The organism is Micromonospora sp. WMMD729, from assembly GCF_049315225.1.
Classification (GTDB): Bacteria; Actinomycetota; Actinomycetes; order Mycobacteriales; family Micromonosporaceae; genus Micromonospora.
In genome coordinates, this window is the sequence record NZ_CP186059.1 from 4,536,933 (window position 1) to 4,553,200 (window position 16,268).

At 74.4% G+C, this 16,268-nt stretch carries 9 protein-coding genes; 2 read left to right on the plus strand and 7 right to left on the minus strand.

Going from position 1 to position 16,268, the window contains the following annotated elements:
- Nucleotides 1–75 precede the first annotated feature (75 nt).
- Both ACN263_RS20605 and ACN263_RS20610 read right to left on the minus strand, forming a co-directional pair.
- Nucleotides 76–1,026 (minus strand): hypothetical protein, encoded by a 951-nt coding sequence (locus ACN263_RS20605; protein WP_422736008.1) that lies wholly within the window; start codon nucleotides 1,024–1,026, stop codon nucleotides 76–78.
- Nucleotides 1,027–1,028: 2 nt separating this feature from the next.
- Nucleotides 1,029–3,608 carry an FtsK/SpoIIIE domain-containing protein gene (locus ACN263_RS20610; protein WP_422736009.1) on the minus strand — a complete coding sequence of 860 codons (2,580 nt, stop codon included), beginning with the start codon at nucleotides 3,606–3,608 and terminating at the stop codon, nucleotides 1,029–1,031.
- Between the two features lie 184 nt (nucleotides 3,609–3,792).
- Here ACN263_RS20610 and ACN263_RS20615 point away from each other — a divergent pair, with 184 nt between their 5' ends.
- Nucleotides 3,793–5,334, plus strand: a complete 1,542-nt coding sequence (locus tag ACN263_RS20615) for a M1 family metallopeptidase (RefSeq protein ID WP_422736010.1) — start codon at nucleotides 3,793–3,795, stop codon at nucleotides 5,332–5,334.
- Between the two features lie 305 nt (nucleotides 5,335–5,639).
- Here ACN263_RS20615 and ACN263_RS20620 read toward each other — a convergent pair whose 3' ends face one another.
- From ACN263_RS20620 to gltB, 4 genes are all read right to left on the minus strand, one after another.
- Nucleotides 5,640–6,179, minus strand: coding sequence for a hypothetical protein (locus tag ACN263_RS20620; protein WP_422736011.1), 540 nt, complete (start codon nucleotides 6,177–6,179; stop codon nucleotides 5,640–5,642).
- A gap of 58 nt (nucleotides 6,180–6,237) precedes the next feature.
- Nucleotides 6,238–7,623: an MFS transporter gene (locus ACN263_RS20625; protein ID WP_422736012.1), complete on the minus strand. Its 1,386-nt coding sequence runs from the start codon at nucleotides 7,621–7,623 to the stop codon at nucleotides 6,238–6,240.
- A 168-nt stretch (nucleotides 7,624–7,791) separates the two neighbouring features.
- Nucleotides 7,792–9,312: a glutamate synthase subunit beta gene (locus ACN263_RS20630; protein ID WP_422736013.1), complete on the minus strand. Its 1,521-nt coding sequence runs from the start codon at nucleotides 9,310–9,312 to the stop codon at nucleotides 7,792–7,794.
- A complete protein-coding gene (gene gltB, locus ACN263_RS20635; protein WP_422736014.1) occupies nucleotides 9,305–14,008 on the minus strand; it encodes a glutamate synthase large subunit in 4,704 nt (1,567 codons plus the stop codon). The genes ACN263_RS20630 and gltB overlap by 8 nt, the downstream gene beginning before the upstream one ends.
- A 144-nt stretch (nucleotides 14,009–14,152) precedes the next feature.
- Between gltB and ACN263_RS20640 the strand changes: the two genes are divergently transcribed.
- Nucleotides 14,153–14,998, plus strand: a complete 846-nt coding sequence (locus ACN263_RS20640) for a GNAT family N-acetyltransferase (protein WP_422736015.1) — start codon at nucleotides 14,153–14,155, stop codon at nucleotides 14,996–14,998.
- A 72-nt stretch (nucleotides 14,999–15,070) separates the two neighbouring features.
- Here ACN263_RS20640 and ACN263_RS20645 read toward each other — a convergent pair whose 3' ends face one another.
- Nucleotides 15,071–16,258, minus strand: coding sequence for an FAD-dependent oxidoreductase (locus tag ACN263_RS20645; RefSeq protein ID WP_422736016.1), 1,188 nt, complete (start codon nucleotides 16,256–16,258; stop codon nucleotides 15,071–15,073).
- Nucleotides 16,259–16,268 lie beyond the last annotated feature (10 nt).

Below are 16,268 nucleotides of genomic sequence, written 5' to 3' on the forward strand. Positions count from 1 at the left end.
GCTCACTCCGCCACAGGTCGTTGACCACATTGACACATGCGATCGATGTTCGTAAACCCCCGGACGGTGCGGGGCTCAGCGCAGGGCGCGGAACAGCACCAGGTAGGCGCAGTACCCCAGCGGCACCAGCAGGAAGCAGATCGCGAACCCGAGTGGCAGGTAACGCGGCGGCGTACCGGCGACCATGGCGGGCTTCCCCCACCGGCCCAGCACCAGGTAGCCGGCGAAGAACGCCAGCGCCGGCAGGCCCGCGCAGATCCACGCGCCGAGGGTGAAGCCGTCGACCAGCCCGATCCCGGACGCGAGCACCAGCGTCAGCATGAGGACCCCGGCCGCCGCCCCGCAGGCCGCGTAGACGGCCACCGCCCGCGCCAGCGGCGACCACGTCGGCAGCAGCACCGGCCGCTGGGCCAGCAACTCGGCCTGCTGCCCGTGCCGGTCGGCCTCGTCGGCCATCCGCCGCGCCAACTCCAGCTCCACCACCGGATCGACCGCCGCCGCGCGCTGCGTGGGCACCCCACCGCCCGCCGGGCTCACCGCCGTCGGCAGCGCCAGCCGCGCCTGACTTGCCGGCAGCTCGGGGTACGCCCCGACACCCGCCCGCCCCGGCCCGCCGGCTGCGCCGGCGGAATCCCCGTCCCCAGGTTCGGGCGCCGAGGGTGGAGCGGACGCGGTCGGCGAGCCGGGCGCTGCCGGTGGACCGAACGCGGTCGGCGGAGGGGACGCCGCAGGCGGGCCGGATCCGGTGGGCGGGCTGGGCCAGGTGGCGGGGTCGGCCGACGAGCCGGGCGTTGCCGGTGGACCGGGCGGGGCCCAGCCGGAGGTGGCGGCCGGTGGTTGGTCGACGCCGATCGCGCGACCGAGCTGGTCCAGGCGCTGGCCCTGGGCGGTCAGCCGCTGGTGCAGGTAGTCGGCGGCGGCGTGCAGGTCGCGGCGGCGCGCGGACTCGGCGGCGGCGTCCCGCTCACCGGCGCGGCGGTGCTCGGCGAGCTGTCGGGCCAGCGCCGCGTACTCCTCGAAGGACACCGTCAGCGCTCCCCGTCCGGCTCGTGCCCGTCGCGGGCGAACGGCACGATCAACCTGGTCCGTTGGTCGTGCCGGTCGACCAGCAGCGCCCGGTCGGCGCGCGGCGTGTAGGCCAGGTCGTGCACCCCGAGGTGCAGGGCGAGTTCCGCCCCGGGCACGTTGAGCGCGACGAGGCAGGCGACGTCGTCGCGGTTCTGGGTGCCGCCGAGGTCGTCGGCGAGCCGGCGCAGGCCGCGCCACCAGCCCAGCAGGTGCACGCCCTGGGCGGGCCCCTGGCGCAGCACGGCTCGCAGGTCGTCCAGGCCGGAGCGGAACGTCACCGGGTCGGCCGCCCCGAGCACCGGCGCGGCGGCGTCCATCCCGAACACCACCAGGTATTCCCGGCCGGTCGCCTCGGCGGCCAGCGCGGCGATCCGGTCGCGCAGTCCGGCCGCGTCCAGGCGGTGCACCTGATGACCGGCGGCGCGCAGCGCGGCCTCGGTCTCGGCGGCGACCGGCTCGGCGGCGGTGACCAGGGCGGCCACCTGGAACCGGACGTCGCCGGGGGTGTGTTGACGGGCCAGGCTCAGCGTCGCCGCGCGCAGCACGTCCGCGCCGGCCGGTGCGGTGCCGACGACCGCGAGATGCCGACCGGGCGTGGCGTCCATCAGGAACAGCGCGGTGGTGCCGTGTACGTCGACCGTCCGGCCGACCAGCGCCATCGGGCGTCGACCGCCGGGGCGCAGCCCGGCGAAGGTGGGATCGTCCTCGACCCGGGCCGCCTCGTACCCCTTGAAGACCGCCGGGGCCCGCGAGCCCGGCGGGCGGGCCTGCCACAACTCGTGGCGCAGCGCGGCGAGGTCCGCGGCGGCGGCGTGCGCGTCGGGGAAGCGCACGACGGTGTCCGCGCCGACCGCGCCGGCGGCGGTGTTGACCACGGCGGTGCCGATCGGCAGCGCCCCGGCGGCATCGTTGAGCTGGTCGAGGACACCGCCGCCGCCGGGCAGCGCCACCCGCAGCGCGAACTGCCCGAAGATCGCCTCGGCCCGACCGTAGAGCGCCTCGATCCCGGTCATGCTCTGACTGGCCAGCACCAGGTGAATGCCGTACGAGCGGCCCTTGCGGGCCAACTCCTCCAGCAGGTCGACCGATTCGCGGGCCAGGGCGTCGTTGCCGGCCAGGAGTACGTGGAACTCGTCGATGACGGCCACGATGCGCGGCAGCGGACTGTCCCGCGGCAGGTCGGCGAGCTTGGTGACGCCGTGCCGCTTCAGCGCGGTGGCCCGCCGCTGTGCCTCGCGGCGCAGTTCCCGCAGCACCGCCAGACCGTACTCGCGGTCGGACTCGATGCCGACCGCGCGCGCGTGCGGCAGCCAGGACGGGTCGCGGCCGGTGGGCACGAACTCGGTGAAGCTCACGCCCTCTTTGAAGTCGAGCAGGTAGAGCTGCAACTCGGCGGGCGAGTACCGCGCGGCCAGCCCGTACAGGACGTCGAGGAGGAAGACCGTCTTGCCCGCGCCGGTCCGCCCGCCGACCAACCAGTGCGGGGTGACGTCGTCGAAGGCGACCGTCAGCAGAGTGTCGAAGGCGACCGTCAGCGCGGTGTCGAAGGCGACCGTCAGCGGCGTGGCGGCGGCGCGGCCGACGACGGTACGCAGGCCGTTGGCCGCCGACTCGGCCCAGCGTCGCTCGGGCAGCAGCGCGGCGAAGGGCAGCGCGTCGGCGCGGCGGGTGGCGGCGCCGACGTGCTCGGCGAGCGCGCGCACCGAGGCCGGCGGCGGGTCACCGTCGAGCAGCACGGGGGCGGCGAGGCCGCTGCCGTCGGCGCTGAACGGGGCGCCGGGCGGATCGCCGACGTGCGCGTACCCGTTGCCCAGCCGGATGGCGGTGGTGCTGCCCAGCGGCGGCGACGTCTCGCCGGGCAGCCGGGACGGATGGCCGGCCAGGAGCACGCAGACGGCGGCGGCCGGGCCGGCGTGGGTGAGCGCGGCGAGTCGGGCCAGCTCCCGGGGCGCGGGGGCGGCGGTGGCGACCACCAGCAGCAGCTGCCGGGTGGCGGGCTCCGCGTGCTGGGCGGCGCGGGCGTGCCGTTCGGCGGCGTCCAGCAGGGCGGTCACCTCGGCCTCGCTGGTGGCCGGCGGGTCGAGCACCCCGGCGTCGAGCAGCGGGCGCAGCGGGCCGAAGGTCGCGCCCAGCGCGGCGGTGTCGATGCCGGCGACCCGGACCCGGCCGGGCGGCGCGGTGGCCACCAGCCGCAGCACCAGCGCCCGCAGCAGCGCGGCGACCCGCCCGTCCCGGGCGTCGGTGTCCAGGGCCAGGTGGTGGCCGCCGCCGAGCGGCACGAGCACCGCGAACCCGCCGTCCTCGGTGGACGCCTCGCCGACGCGTACCGCCACCGGGTCGTCGGTCAGCGTGGCGACGCCGGGGGTCGGTGTGGCCAACGCGCCGCCGAGGCGCGCGAGCCGGGCGACGAGGTCGGCCCCACCGGCCCGGGGCGCCGGGGGCGGCGCCGCGCCGAGCACGGCCCGGGCCGCGTCCAGATGGGTACGGGCCGCCCGGTGCGCGGTGACCGCCTGCCCGTACGCCGACGCGAGCCTGCCCACGCATCGCCTCCCACGCCACGCCCGTCCGGTTCGGGCAACCCTAACGGACAGCGGTGACGCCGGGACAGTAACCGACCCGCGCGTTGGGAACGTGGCGACGAGGAGGCCCGCGCGGCGGGCCAGCGACGTTCACGGTTGTCGATTAGGTTTGCGGTGCGAAAACCCGATGGAGGGAGTGCACCTCGTGCGTCGAGTCCTCACGGCGGCCACCGCCGCCCTGACCCTCACCACCGCCGGCACCATGCTCACCGGCGTGCCCGCCGCAGCCACCCCGACGGCCTGGGGCCGACCGGTCGTCACCGCCGCACCGCAACCCGGAGCGGCCGGCCTGGGCGACACCTACTACCCCGACTACGGCAACGGTGGCTACGACGTCTCGCACTACGACGTCCGGCTGCGCTACGAACCGGCCACCGACCGGCTCACCGGCACCACCACGATCCTCGCCACCGCGACGCAGGACCTGTCGGCGTTCAACCTGGACTTCCTGCTCGACGTCGAGTCGGTGCGGGTCAACGGCTGGGAGGCGGAGACCGGCACCGCGGGCACCCACGAGCTGGTCGTCACCCCGGCCCGCACCATCACCCGGGGTCAGCAGCTCACCATCGTGGTGCGCTACGCCGGGGTGCCGTCCGAGACCCTGGTCGGCGGCTACACCGGATGGACGCGTACCGACGACGGGGCGCTCGCGGTCAATGAGCCCGAGTCGGCCTGGTGGTGGTTCCCGAGCAACGACCACCCGCTGGACAAGGCGACCTTCGACATCTCCGTGTCGGTGCCCACCGGTGTCGAGGTGATCAGCAACGGTGTGCAGCCGCGGCCGCCTCTGGCCGAGGCCGGCAACCGCACGCGCTGGATCTGGCGCACCACCTCCCCCACCGCCACCTACCTGGCGTTCATCGCCATCGGCCAGTACGACATCGTCACCGACACCACCCCGGGCGGCCAGCCGGTGGTCAACGCGTACAGCACGTCGCTGGGCGCGCTCGGGCCGGCCGCGCGGGCCAGCATCGAGCGCACCGGTGAGATCGTCGACTGGGAGAGCGGGATCTTCGGCCCGTACCCGTTCGAGGCGCAGGGTGGCGTGGCCGGGCCGGTGGACGGCATCGGCTTCGCCCTGGAGACGCAGACCCGCCCGGTGTACGGCCCGGGCTTCTGGCGGCGCGGCGCCAACACGTACGTGGTGGCCCACGAGAACGCCCACCAGTGGTTCGGCGACTCGGTCTCGGTGGCCGAGTGGCGCAACATCTGGCTCAACGAAGGCTTCGCCTCGTACGCCGAGTGGCTCTGGTCCGAGGAGCAGGGCGAGGGCACCGCGCAGGAGGTCTTCGACTTCACCTACGCCAGCTACCCCGCCGACGACGAGTTCTGGCAGGTGCTGCCGGGTAACCCGGGCGCGGACCGGGTGTTCGACAACGCGGTGTACGACCGGGGCGCGATGACCCTGCACCAGCTTCGGCTGGCCGTGGGCGATGACGCGTTCTTCGCGATCCTGCCGGCGTGGACGGCCGAGCACCGGTACGGCAACGGCACCATCGAGCAGTTCCAGGCCCTGGCCGAGCGGATCTCCGGTCTGGACCTGGACGATCTCTTCACCACCTGGCTGTTCACCGCCGGCCGCCCCGACGTGGCCAGCGCCGCGCGCAAGGCCGCCCCGCCGGCCGAGCCGAAGTCCTGGGCCAAGATCCGCGACTCCCACGAGGCGCACCGCCTGCTGTCGCACTAGCGGCAGTCGTCACCCGGAGAGGCCCGTCGCCCGTGCGACGGGCCTTTCCGCGTACCCGCTGGTCCCGCCGGAGGGATCTCACCTGCCACCGCTGCGCCCCGCCGCCTCTCCCCCACGCGTCCTTTGCTCTGCTTCAACGGACGCAACACCGGTTGTCCGACTATCGGACGTGCGGTGTTGCGTGGAGTGAAGCAGAGCAAAGGACGCGCAGAGGTGGTTGACCGCCGGGGCCGGCGTCGTCGTCAGCCGTCGGATTCGGGGTCGACCGGGTCGCGCAGGCTGTGCGGAGACGGTCGATCGGCGTCTCAGGACGCCGGCGCCACCGAACGGTCCGCGGTCGCCGCAGACCCCGCCCGCTCGGCCGTGCTCGCCTCGACGGCGCGGATGTGTCGGTAGGCGAACCAGAGCGGCGGGAACGCGCCGACCGCGAAGGACAGGTCGACGAGCGTCCAGAACCACGGGATGTCCCGGATCGGGCCGCAGATCAGCGCCAACGGGACGATGCCCGCGCAGGCGATCATGCCGACCTGCACCACCCAGACGTTGCGCACCGGGTCACGCAGCGGGCCCCAGAACGCCACCGCCAGCACCAGGTGGGCGAAGGCCAGCCAGTCGGTGCCGTAGAGCAGGAACGGGTAGTCCCGGTCCGCCGTCACCAGTCCGGTGTGGACCCGTTCGATCCAGGCGACGAGCGCCGGGAACTGACCGGCGAGCGGGTCCAGCGCGCGCAGCAGCCAGCGCACCTCGATCTCCAGTGGAAACGCGGTGGCCCCGCTCAGGAAGAGGCCGATCAGCACGATCCACAGCCACCGGCGGGTACGCCGCAACCGCTCCTCGTTGTCCATGGTCGCAGCGTAACGATGATCTTCGTGTCGCCTGGTCCCGGAAGCGGTGACCGCTGTCTCAGTGCCGCCCGGCCTCACCGGCGAGGGCCAGCTCGCCCAGCCGCAGCGGACGCGCGGCGGTGCCACCGGTGGCGACGACGCAGACCGCACCCGCGGGCCGTACGACGCGGGCCGCCCGCCACGCCACTCGACGTACCGGATGGCGCGGCCGGGGAACGACAAGCGTGAGGGAGGCGGCACGGCCGTGTTGCCGGTCCAGGGCGACCGCCGCCGCCGTGGTGGCGATCGCGGCGACCGAGCCGGCCAGCACGAGCGTCTGCCGTGGCCCGGCGTGTTCCGCCAGCCAGCCCAGCAGCGGGGCGCCGACCGCGGCCGAGACCGACCCGGTGACCGCGAGGGCGGCCAGCACCCGGCCGCGCATCGCGCCGTCGGTGTCGAGTTGGGCGCGGGTGCCGACGGTGGTGTCGATGACGACCGCGGCGGCGGCGATCGGGAGGATCACCGCGGCGAAGCTCCAGACGCCCGGGACGAGACCCGCGACGATCTGCAGTCCGCTGGCCACCAGGCCGGCGCCGACCAGCGTCCCGTAGCTGAGCGACCGTCGCCGGGCGGCGACGAGCGCGCCGACCACCGTGCCGACCGCGAACACCGTCGACAGCACGCCGTAGCCGGCCGCGCCGGCGGCCAACGGCCCGTCGCTCATCGCGGCCATCGTCACCTGGTAGTTGCGGCCCAGGCTGCCCAGTACGAACGACAGGGCGAGCGCGAGCAGCAGGATCGGTTGGCCGCGCAGGTAGGCGAACCCGGCGCGCACCCCGTGGCGGGCCGGGCCGTCGGCGGCCACCGCGCCGGCCACGGTCCCCGGTCGTACCGCGAGCAGCGCCACCACCACGGCGGCGAAGCTTGCCGCGTTCACGCCGAAGAGCAGCGCCGGGCCGACGGCGGCGACACCGACCGCCCCGAGGCTCATGCCGAGGATGCGTCCGGCCGAGTTGGTGAGCGAACCGAGCGCCAGCGCGTTGCCCAGCGTCTCGCGGTCCACCAGGGTCGAGGACCAGCGGCCCATGACCGGCCCCTCGATCGCCGAGACAGCGCCACTGGCCAGCGAGATCGCGAAGATCAGCGGCAGGCCGCCGACCCCGGTCAGGGCGACCGCCGCGAGGCTCGCGGCGAACGCGGCGTGGGCCAGTTGGGCGGCGATCAGCAGCGGACGGGCGGGCAGACGATCGGCCAGCACCCCACCCCAGACGCTCAGCAGCAGCGTGGGGGCCGCCTGGAGCAGTACGGCGAGGCCCATCGAGGTCGCCGAGCCGGTCTCCTTCAGCACGTACCAGTTGACTCCGAGGACCTGCATCCAGGTGCCGATGACGGAGACGAAACCGGCGAGCGCCCAGATCCGGTAGTTGCGGTGGCGCAGCGCGGCGAAGGTGGCACCCGTGGCCACGACGAACCTCCAGCGATCGACGACATGACGGCAGGCCGATCGCGGCGCGGTTCGGCGGTCGACAAGTCTTGCCGACTCAAACCTTTTTGCCCAGATTTGTGAATGGTTTCACCTCGGGGAATGTCCGGCCGGCCCGGCGAAACCGCCGCGCCGGCCGGACCCCCTCAGCTAGCGGGCGGCCAGCGGCTGCGCGGCCGGGCCGACCGGGGCCGGCAGCGCGCCGACACCACCCAGGTAGCCGTGGATCGCGGCGGCCGCCGCCCGCCCCTCGGCGATGGCCCAGACGATCAGCGAGGCGCCCCGGTGCATGTCACCGGCCACGAACACGCCGTCGACGGCGGTCTGCCAGTCGTCCCGAACGTCGACGGCGCCCCGGGCGTTGCGGGCCACCCCGAACTGCTCCAGCAGCGGCTGCTGCTCGGTGCCCTCGAACCCGATCGCCAGCAGCACCAGGTCCGCCGGCAACTCCCGCTCGGAGCCGGGCACCACGGTGACCACCCGCCGGCCGTCCACCTTCTCGACCGTCACCTCGGCGATCCGTACCGCCCGCACCTGGCCGGTGCCGTCGTCCACGAACTCCTGCACCGCCACGGCGAAGACCCGCTCGCCGCCCTCCTCGTGCGCCGGGTAGTTGCGCAGGACCCACGGCCAGGTCGGCCACGGGTCCCGGGCCTCGTCGCGCTCGGTCGGCGGCTGCGGGTACAGGTCGAGCTGGTGCACGCCCGCCGCGCCCTGCCGGTGCGCGACACCGAGGCAGTCCGCCGCCGTGTCGCCACCACCGATGATCACGACGTGCTTGCCGGCCGCGTCGATCGGGGTGCCGTCGGGCAGCACCGCCCGCGCCAACCGGTGCTCGGCGGCCTCGTCGGTGGTCGCCGTGGCGACCGCCCGGTTGGCCGCGACCAGGTGCGCCATCGCCTGGTGTACGCCCCGCAGCGCCCGCCCCGGTGTCTCCGGAGTGTCCCGGCCCTGCAACGCGCCGCAGGCCAGCAGCACCGCGTCGTGCTCGGCACGCAACTGCTCGGCGGTGACGTCGACGCCCACGTTCACGCCGGTGCGGAAGCGCACCCCCTCGGCGGTGAGCTGGGCCAACCGGGCGTCGATGTGCCGCTTCTCCAACTTGAAGTCGGGGATGCCGTACCGCAGCAGACCGCCGATCGCGTCGTCGCGCTCGTACACCGTCACGGCGTGACCGGCGCGGGCGAGTTGCTGGGCGGCGGCGAGACCGGCGGGTCCGGAGCCGACGACGGCCACCGACCGGCCCGACGGCGCCGGGATCGGACGCGGGGTGAACCCGCGCGCCGCCGCGGCGTCGGCGATCTCCACCTCGACCTGCTTGATCGTCACCGGCTGGCCGCCGGCGATGCCGAGCACGCACGCCGCCTCGCAGGGCGCCGGGCAGAGCCGCCCGGTGAACTCCGGAAAGTTGTTGGTGGCGTGCAGCGACTCCACGGCGGCGTCCCAGTTGCCGGTCCGCACCAGGTCGTTCCAGTCCGGGATGCGGTTGCCCAGCGGGCAGCCGTCGTGGCAGAACGGGATGCCGCAGTCCATGCACCGGGTGGCCTGCTCGCGGATCAGCTCCTCGCCGGCCGGCGGGTAGACCTCGCGCCAGTCGCTGATCCGTACCGGCACCGGCCGGCGGGCCGGCAGACGCCGGTCGTAGCGCAGGAAACCGTTCGGGTCAGGCACGGGCCACCTCCGGGGCGGCCGCCCGCGGCGCGGGCGGCACGGACGCGGCGGGCGCGCTGAGCGCGCTCATCACCGCGTCGTCGACGTCATGGCCGGCGGCTTCGGCGGCCTTCATGATCTCCAGCACCCGGCGGTAGTCGCGGGGCACCACGGCGGTGAACTCGGCCACCGCCTCCGGCCAGCGCTTGAGCAGCTCCTCGGCGACCGCCGAACCGGTCTCCGCGACGTGCCGCTGGACCAGCTCGTGCAGCAGCGTCTGCTCCTGCTCGCGCAGCGGGGCCAGGTCGACCAGCTCCGCGTTGACCCGGGCCCGGTCCAACCGGTGCACGAACGCGGTGCCGCCCGACATGCCGGCGGCGAAGTTGCGGCCGGTCGCGCCGAGCACCACCACGGTGCCGCCGGTCATGTACTCACAGCCGTGATCGCCGACGCCCTCGACGACGGCGACCGCGCCGGAGTTGCGCACCGCGAACCGCTCCCCCACCCGGCCGCGCAGGAAGACCTCGCCCGCCGTCGCGCCGTACAGGATGGTGTTGCCGGCGATGATCTGGTCCTCCGCGCGCTGCCCCGGCTCGGCGTCGGGGTCGAGGAACGGCGCGGCGGCGTCCGGGCGGACGATGAGGCGTCCGCCGGAGAGGCCCTTGCCGACGTAGTCGTTGGCGTCGCCGTGCAGCCGCAGGGTGACGCCCTTCGGCAGGAACGCGCCGAAGGACTGGCCGGCGGTGCCGTGCAGCACGAACTCGATGGTGTCCTCGGGCAGGCCGTCGCCGCCGAAGCGGCGGGTCACCTCGCCACCGAGCATCGCGCCGACGCTGCGGTGCTCGTTGCGCACCGCTACCTCGACCCGCACCGGCGCGCCCTCGCTGAACGCCGGGGCGGCCAGCGCGATCAGCTCGTTGTCCAGCGCGTGCTCCAGCCCGTGGTCCTGGGCGCGGACGCCGCGGCGGACGGTGCCGGCGGGCAGCTCCGGCAGGTGCAGGACGGGGGCCAGGTCGAGGCCGTGGGCCTTCCAGTGCGACAGCGCCGGGGCCACGTCGAGCAGCTCGCTCTGCCCGATCGCCTCCTCGATGGAGCGCAGGCCCAACTCGGCCAGGTAGCCCCGGACCTCCTCGGCGAGGAAGAGGAAGAAGTTCTCCACGAACTCCGGGGTGCCCGTGTACCGCTCGCGCAGCACCGGGTTCTGGGTGGCGATGCCGACCGGGCAGGTGTCCAGGTGACAGACCCGCATCATCACGCAGCCCGAGACGATCAGCGGCGCGGTCGCGAAGCCGAACTCCTCCGCGCCGAGCAGCGCCGCGACCAGGACGTCCCGGCCGGTCTTGAGCTGGCCGTCCACCTGCACGGTGACCCGGTCGCGCAGCTTGTTGAGCAGCAGCGTCTGCTGCGCCTCGGCCAGGCCCAGCTCCCACGGGGTGCCGGCGTGCTTGAGCGAGTTCATCGGGGACGCGCCGGTGCCGCCGTCGTGACCGGAGATCAGGATGACGTCGGCCTTGAGCTTGGCCACGCCGGCGGCGACGGTGCCGACGCCCACCTCGCTGACCAGCTTGACGTGCACCCGGGCCGCCGGGTTGACGCACTTCAGGTCGTGCACGAGCTGGGCGAGGTCCTCGATCGAGTAGATGTCGTGGTGCGGCGGCGGCGAGATGAGGCCGACGCCGGGGGTGGCGTGCCGGGTACGGGCGATCCACGGCCAGACCTTGTTGCCGGGCAGCTGGCCGCCCTCGCCGGGCTTCGCGCCCTGGGCCATCTTGATCTGGAGGTCGTCGGCGTTGACCAGGTATTCGCTGGTCACGCCGAACCGGCCGCTGGCGATCTGCTTGACCGACGAGCGGCGCAGCGGGTCGTGCAGGCGCTCGACGTCCTCGCCGCCCTCGCCGGTGTTGGACTTGCCGCCCAGGCGGTTCATCGCGACGGCGAGCGTCTCGTGGGCCTCGGCCGAGATCGAGCCGTACGACATGGCGCCGGTGGCGAACCGCTTGACGATCTCGGTGGCCGGCTCGACCTCCTCGATCGGCACCGGCGAACGCACCCCGGTACGCAGGGTGAACAGGCCCCGCAGCGAGCCGGCCTGCGCGGCGAGCGCGTCCACCTTCGACGTGTACTGGCGGAACACGTCGTACTGCCGACTGCGGGTGGCGTGTTGCAGCAGGAAGACCGTCTCCGGGTTGAACAGGTGCAGCTCACCCTCGCGGCGCCACTGGTACTCGCCGCCGACCTCCAGCCGGTCCGAGTCGGCGGTGCCCGCCGGCGGCCAGGCCAGCGCGTGCCGGGCGGCCACCTCGGCGTGCACGCCGGCCAACCCGACGCCGCCGATCCGGCTCGGGGTGCCCCGGAAGTACCTGTCGATCAGCCGGCTGTCCAGGCCGACGGCCTCGAAGACCTGCGCGCCGCAGTACGACGAGACCGTCGAGATACCCATCTTGGACATGATCTTCAGGACGCCCTTGCCGAGCGCCTTGGCGTAGTTGTGCACCGCCTTCGGCGACTCGACGCCGACGAGCGCGCCCGTGGAGATCATGTCCTCCACGGACTCGAACGCCAGGTACGGGTTGACCGCCGCCGCGCCGTACCCGATCAGGACCGCCGCGTGGTGCACCTCCCGGCAGTCGCCGGACTCCACGATCAGCGCGGCCTGCGTCCGCGTCTGCTCGCGGACCAGGTGCTGGTGCACGGCGGCGGTGAGCAGCAGCGACGGGATCGGCGCGAGATCGGCGTTGGAGTCCCGGTCGGAGAGCACCAGGATGCGTACGCCGTCCTCGATGGCCTCGGAGACGTGCCGGCAGATCTCGATCAGCCGCGCCTTGATCCCGGCCGCGCCCTCGCGGACGCGGTACAGCCCGGAGACCCGGACGGCCTTGAAGCCGGGCAGGTCACCGTCCTCGTCGATGGAGAGGATCTTCGCCAGCTCGTCGTTGTCGATGATCGGGTGCGGCAGCACGATCTGCCGGCAGCTCGCCGGGCCCGGGTCGAGCAGGTTGCCCTCCGGCCCGATCGTCGACGCCAGGCTGGTCACCAACTCCTCGCGGATCGCGTCCAACGGCGGGTTGGTGACCTGCGCGAAGAGCTGGTGGAAGTAGTCGTAGAGCAGTCGCGGCCGGGTCGACAGCGGCGCGATCGGGGTGTCCGTGCCCATCGAGCCCAGCGGCTCCGCGCCGGTACGCGCCATCGGCGCGAGCAGGACCTTCAGCTCCTCCTGCGAGTAGCCGAAGGTCTGCTGGCGGCGACGGACCGAGTCGTGGGTGTAGACGGTGTGCTCGCGGGCCGGCAGGTCGTCCAGCTCGATCAGCCCGGCGTGCAGCCACTCGGCGTACGGCTCGGCGGCGGCCAACTCGGACTTGATCTCGTCGTCGTGCACGATCCGGCCGGCCACGGTGTCGACCAGGAACATCCGGCCCGGCTGGAGCCGGCCCTTGGCCACCACGCGGGCCGGGTCGAGGTCGAGCACGCCCGCCTCGGAGCCGAGCACCACGAGACCGTCGCTGGTCTGCCACCAGCGCCCCGGGCGCAGCCCGTTGCGGTCCAGCACCGCGCCGACGATCTCGCCGTCGGTGAAGGCGACCGACGCCGGCCCGTCCCACGGCTCCATCAGGCTCGCGTGGAAGCGGTAGAACGCCCGCTTGTCCGGCTGCATGCCGGGGTCGTTCTCCCACGCCTCCGGGATCATCATCAGCACCGCGTGCGGCAGGCTCCGACCGGCCAGGTGCAGCAGCTCCAGCACCTCGTCGAAGTTCGCCGAGTCGGAGGCGGCGGGGGTGCAGACCGGGAAGACCCGGCGGATGTTGCCCGGCACGTTCGGCGAGCGCAGCAGCGCCTCGCGGGCCTGCATCCAGTTCCGGTTGCCGCGGATCGTGTTGATCTCGCCGTTGTGGGCGATGAACCGGTACGGGTGGGCCAGCGGCCACGAGGGGAACGTGTTGGTGGAGAAGCGGGAGTGCACCAGCGCGATGGCGCTGTCGACGCGCTCGTCGCGCAGGTCCGGGTAGAACGCCGGCAGCTGGTCGGGCGTGAGCATGCCCTTGTAGACCATGGTGCGGCTGGACAGCGACGGGAAGTACGCCGGCACGCCCCGCTCGGCGGTCTCCCGCTCGGCCTGCTTGCGCAGGCAGAACGCCACCCGGTCCAGTTCGATGCCGCGCAGCGGGGAGCCGGCCGGCCCGGCGGGCGAGTCGGTGAGGCGGTGCGCGGCCACGAAGACCTGCCGGACCCGGGGCATGGCCGCCAGGGCGGTCTCGCCGAGCCCGTCCGGCTCGATCGGCACGTCCCGCCAGCCCAGCAGGTCAGCGCCCTCGACCAGCGCGTACTTCTCGACCACCCGACGGGCGCGCGCCTCGGCGGCGTCGTCGTCGGGCAGGAAGACCAGGCCGGTCGCGTACTCGCCGGCCGGCGGCAGCGGAACCTCGGCGACGGCACGCAGGAACGCGTCCGGCACCTGGATCATGATGCCGGCGCCGTCGCCGGTGTTGGGCTCCGCGCCCCGGGCACCGCGGTGGTCCAGGCGGCAGAGCGCGCCGAGCCCGTTGGCGACGACGGAATGGGACCGTCGGCCGTACAGGTCCGCCACGAAGGCCACCCCGCAGGCGTCGTGCTCCTGCGCCGGGTCGTAGAGGCCCTGGGCCTCCGGGCGGGGGCCGGGCGTGGGGGACGCCTGCGGGCTGTGCGGGTGCGGCTGTGTCGAATCCGCGTACGGCTGAGCCACCGGGCCTCCTGTCGTCACTCAGGTTGGATCATGGTGGGGACGACGTCGGCCCGTGGGTCTATTGAGTCTACGTTAGGGCTGGGGGCACAAGGCCACTCAAGATTGATCACACCGTCCAGAGTCTGGGACGTGTAGTCTCGCGCGGTGGATTCGGTGCGCAAGGACATCTTCGACCGGTTGGAACGTTTCTACGACGCCGTGCCCCGGGACGTCGCCGGTGTCGAGGAACACGGCGCGCTGGTGCTGTTCGTCCGCGAGGGCGCCGGCTGGCCGTTCTACGCCCGGCCCCGGATCGACGCCACCGAGACGCCGTCGCTGGCCGACGTGACGTCCGTACGGGCCCGCCAGCGCGAGCTGGGCCTGCCGGAGGCTTTCGAGTGGGTGCACGAGACGACCCCGGAGTTCCTCGCGGTGGCCCGCTCGGCCGGGCTGTCCGTGCTGGAGGCCCCACTGATGGTCCTCGACCCGGTCGCCCTGCCCGACCCGGCGACGCTCTCCGACGTACCCGTGCGGGTGCTGGCGGCGGACTCGCCCGACTTCGCCGCGGACGTGGCCGCCCGGCGGGCCGTGGCGGCCGTGGCGTTCGGCGTCCCCGGCACCGCGCCCGGCGAGGCCGGACCGGCCGAGCGGGACGCGGCGGTCACCGAGCTGGAGCTGGCCGCGCTCGACGAGGAGCGCGCCCGCATCGCCGACGGCCGACGGATCTCCGCGCTGGCCGGCACGCCGACCGAGGGCGCGCTGGCCAGCGGCATGGCGATGCGGGTGGACGACGTCGCCGAGATCGCCGGAGTGGCCACCCTGCCGGCCGCCCGTCGACGCGGGATGGGTGCCGCGCTGACGGCCACCCTCGCCCGGGAACTGCTCGCCGCCGGTACCGGGCTCGTCTTCCTCTCCGCCGGCAGCGAGGAGATCGCCCGGGTCTACCTGCGGGCCGGCTTCCGCCGCATCGGCACCGCCTGCATCGCCGAACCCGCCGCCCTGGTCCCCTGAGCCGCCCGGCCGACGCCCAGCCGGCCGGCCCGGCACGAGCCGCTCAGGCCGGGCCGGGCCACCACGAGCCGGTCAGGCCGGGGGACGCCACTGGGCCGCGGAGGCGGCGGCGCTGGAGAGCAGCCGTGAGTTGATCGTGCCGAGCGCGGCGTCGCGGGCCCGCAGCGCCAGCCGGCCCCGGGTCTGCAACACCGCCGACATGCGCCGGGTCTGCCGGACCACGGTCGCCGCCCGGGGACGGCGTACCCGGTCGTAGGTCTGCACGGCGTCGGGAAGCCGGGCCTCGCGCAGCAGCGAGGCGAGGGTGGCGGCGTCCTCGAACGCGAGGCAGGCGCCCTGCCCGAGGTGCGGCGGCATGGCGTGCGCCGCGTCGCCGAGCAGCACGACCCCACCCGGCCCGACGCCGAAGCCGTACGCGCGGGGCAGCGGGCGAAGCTCGCGCACCTCCTGCTGGACCAGATCACTCGGGTCGGTGGCGTCGAGCAGCGCGCCGATCGGTGCGGGCCAGCCGGCGTACCAGCGGCGCAGCAGAGCGAGTTGGGTCTCCGGCGGCTCCGGGCGGGGCGCGCCGGCCGCCGTGGCCACCCAGTAGATGCCACCGCGCGTGGACCCACCCGAGGAGCCCCGCTCGCCCAGCGAGGCGGCCACGAAGCGGTAACCCGCGCCGAGCACCTCGCCGGCGATCGGCGCATCGGCGGGCAGCCGGGGTGCCCGGTACCAGGGGATGACGGCCCGCCAGGCGGCGCAGCCGGAGCTGACCACGCCGGCTTCGGGGGCCAGTTGGCGGCGGATGACGCTGTCCGTGCCGTCGGCGGCGACCACCAGGTCGGCCTCGATGGTGTGCCGGCCGTCGCTCACCCCCGGCCGTTCACCCGGATCGACGCGGACGTGCCGCACGGTCACCCCGGTACGCAGCTCGACCCGGTCGCCGAGGCCGGCGATCAGGGCGTCGTGCAGGTCCTCCCGGTGCACCACCACCGGCATCCGGTCGGCCGGCGTCGGCCGGGGCTGCACCAGCCAGTGCCCGTCCGGACGGCGTACCCCGCCGTCGGGCAGTGGCGTGGCGATGGCGGCCAGCCCGGCGCCCAGGCCGAGGGCCTGCAACGCGCGGACGCCGTTGGGCCAGAGCACCACGGCGGTCGGCTCGGGGCGGACCCGCTCGGCGCGGTCCAGGAGGGTGACCTGCCACCCGGACCGGGCCAGCGCGCCGGCGACCGCGAGGCCACCGACCCCGGCACCGACCACCACCGCGCTTCGCATCGGACCGCCC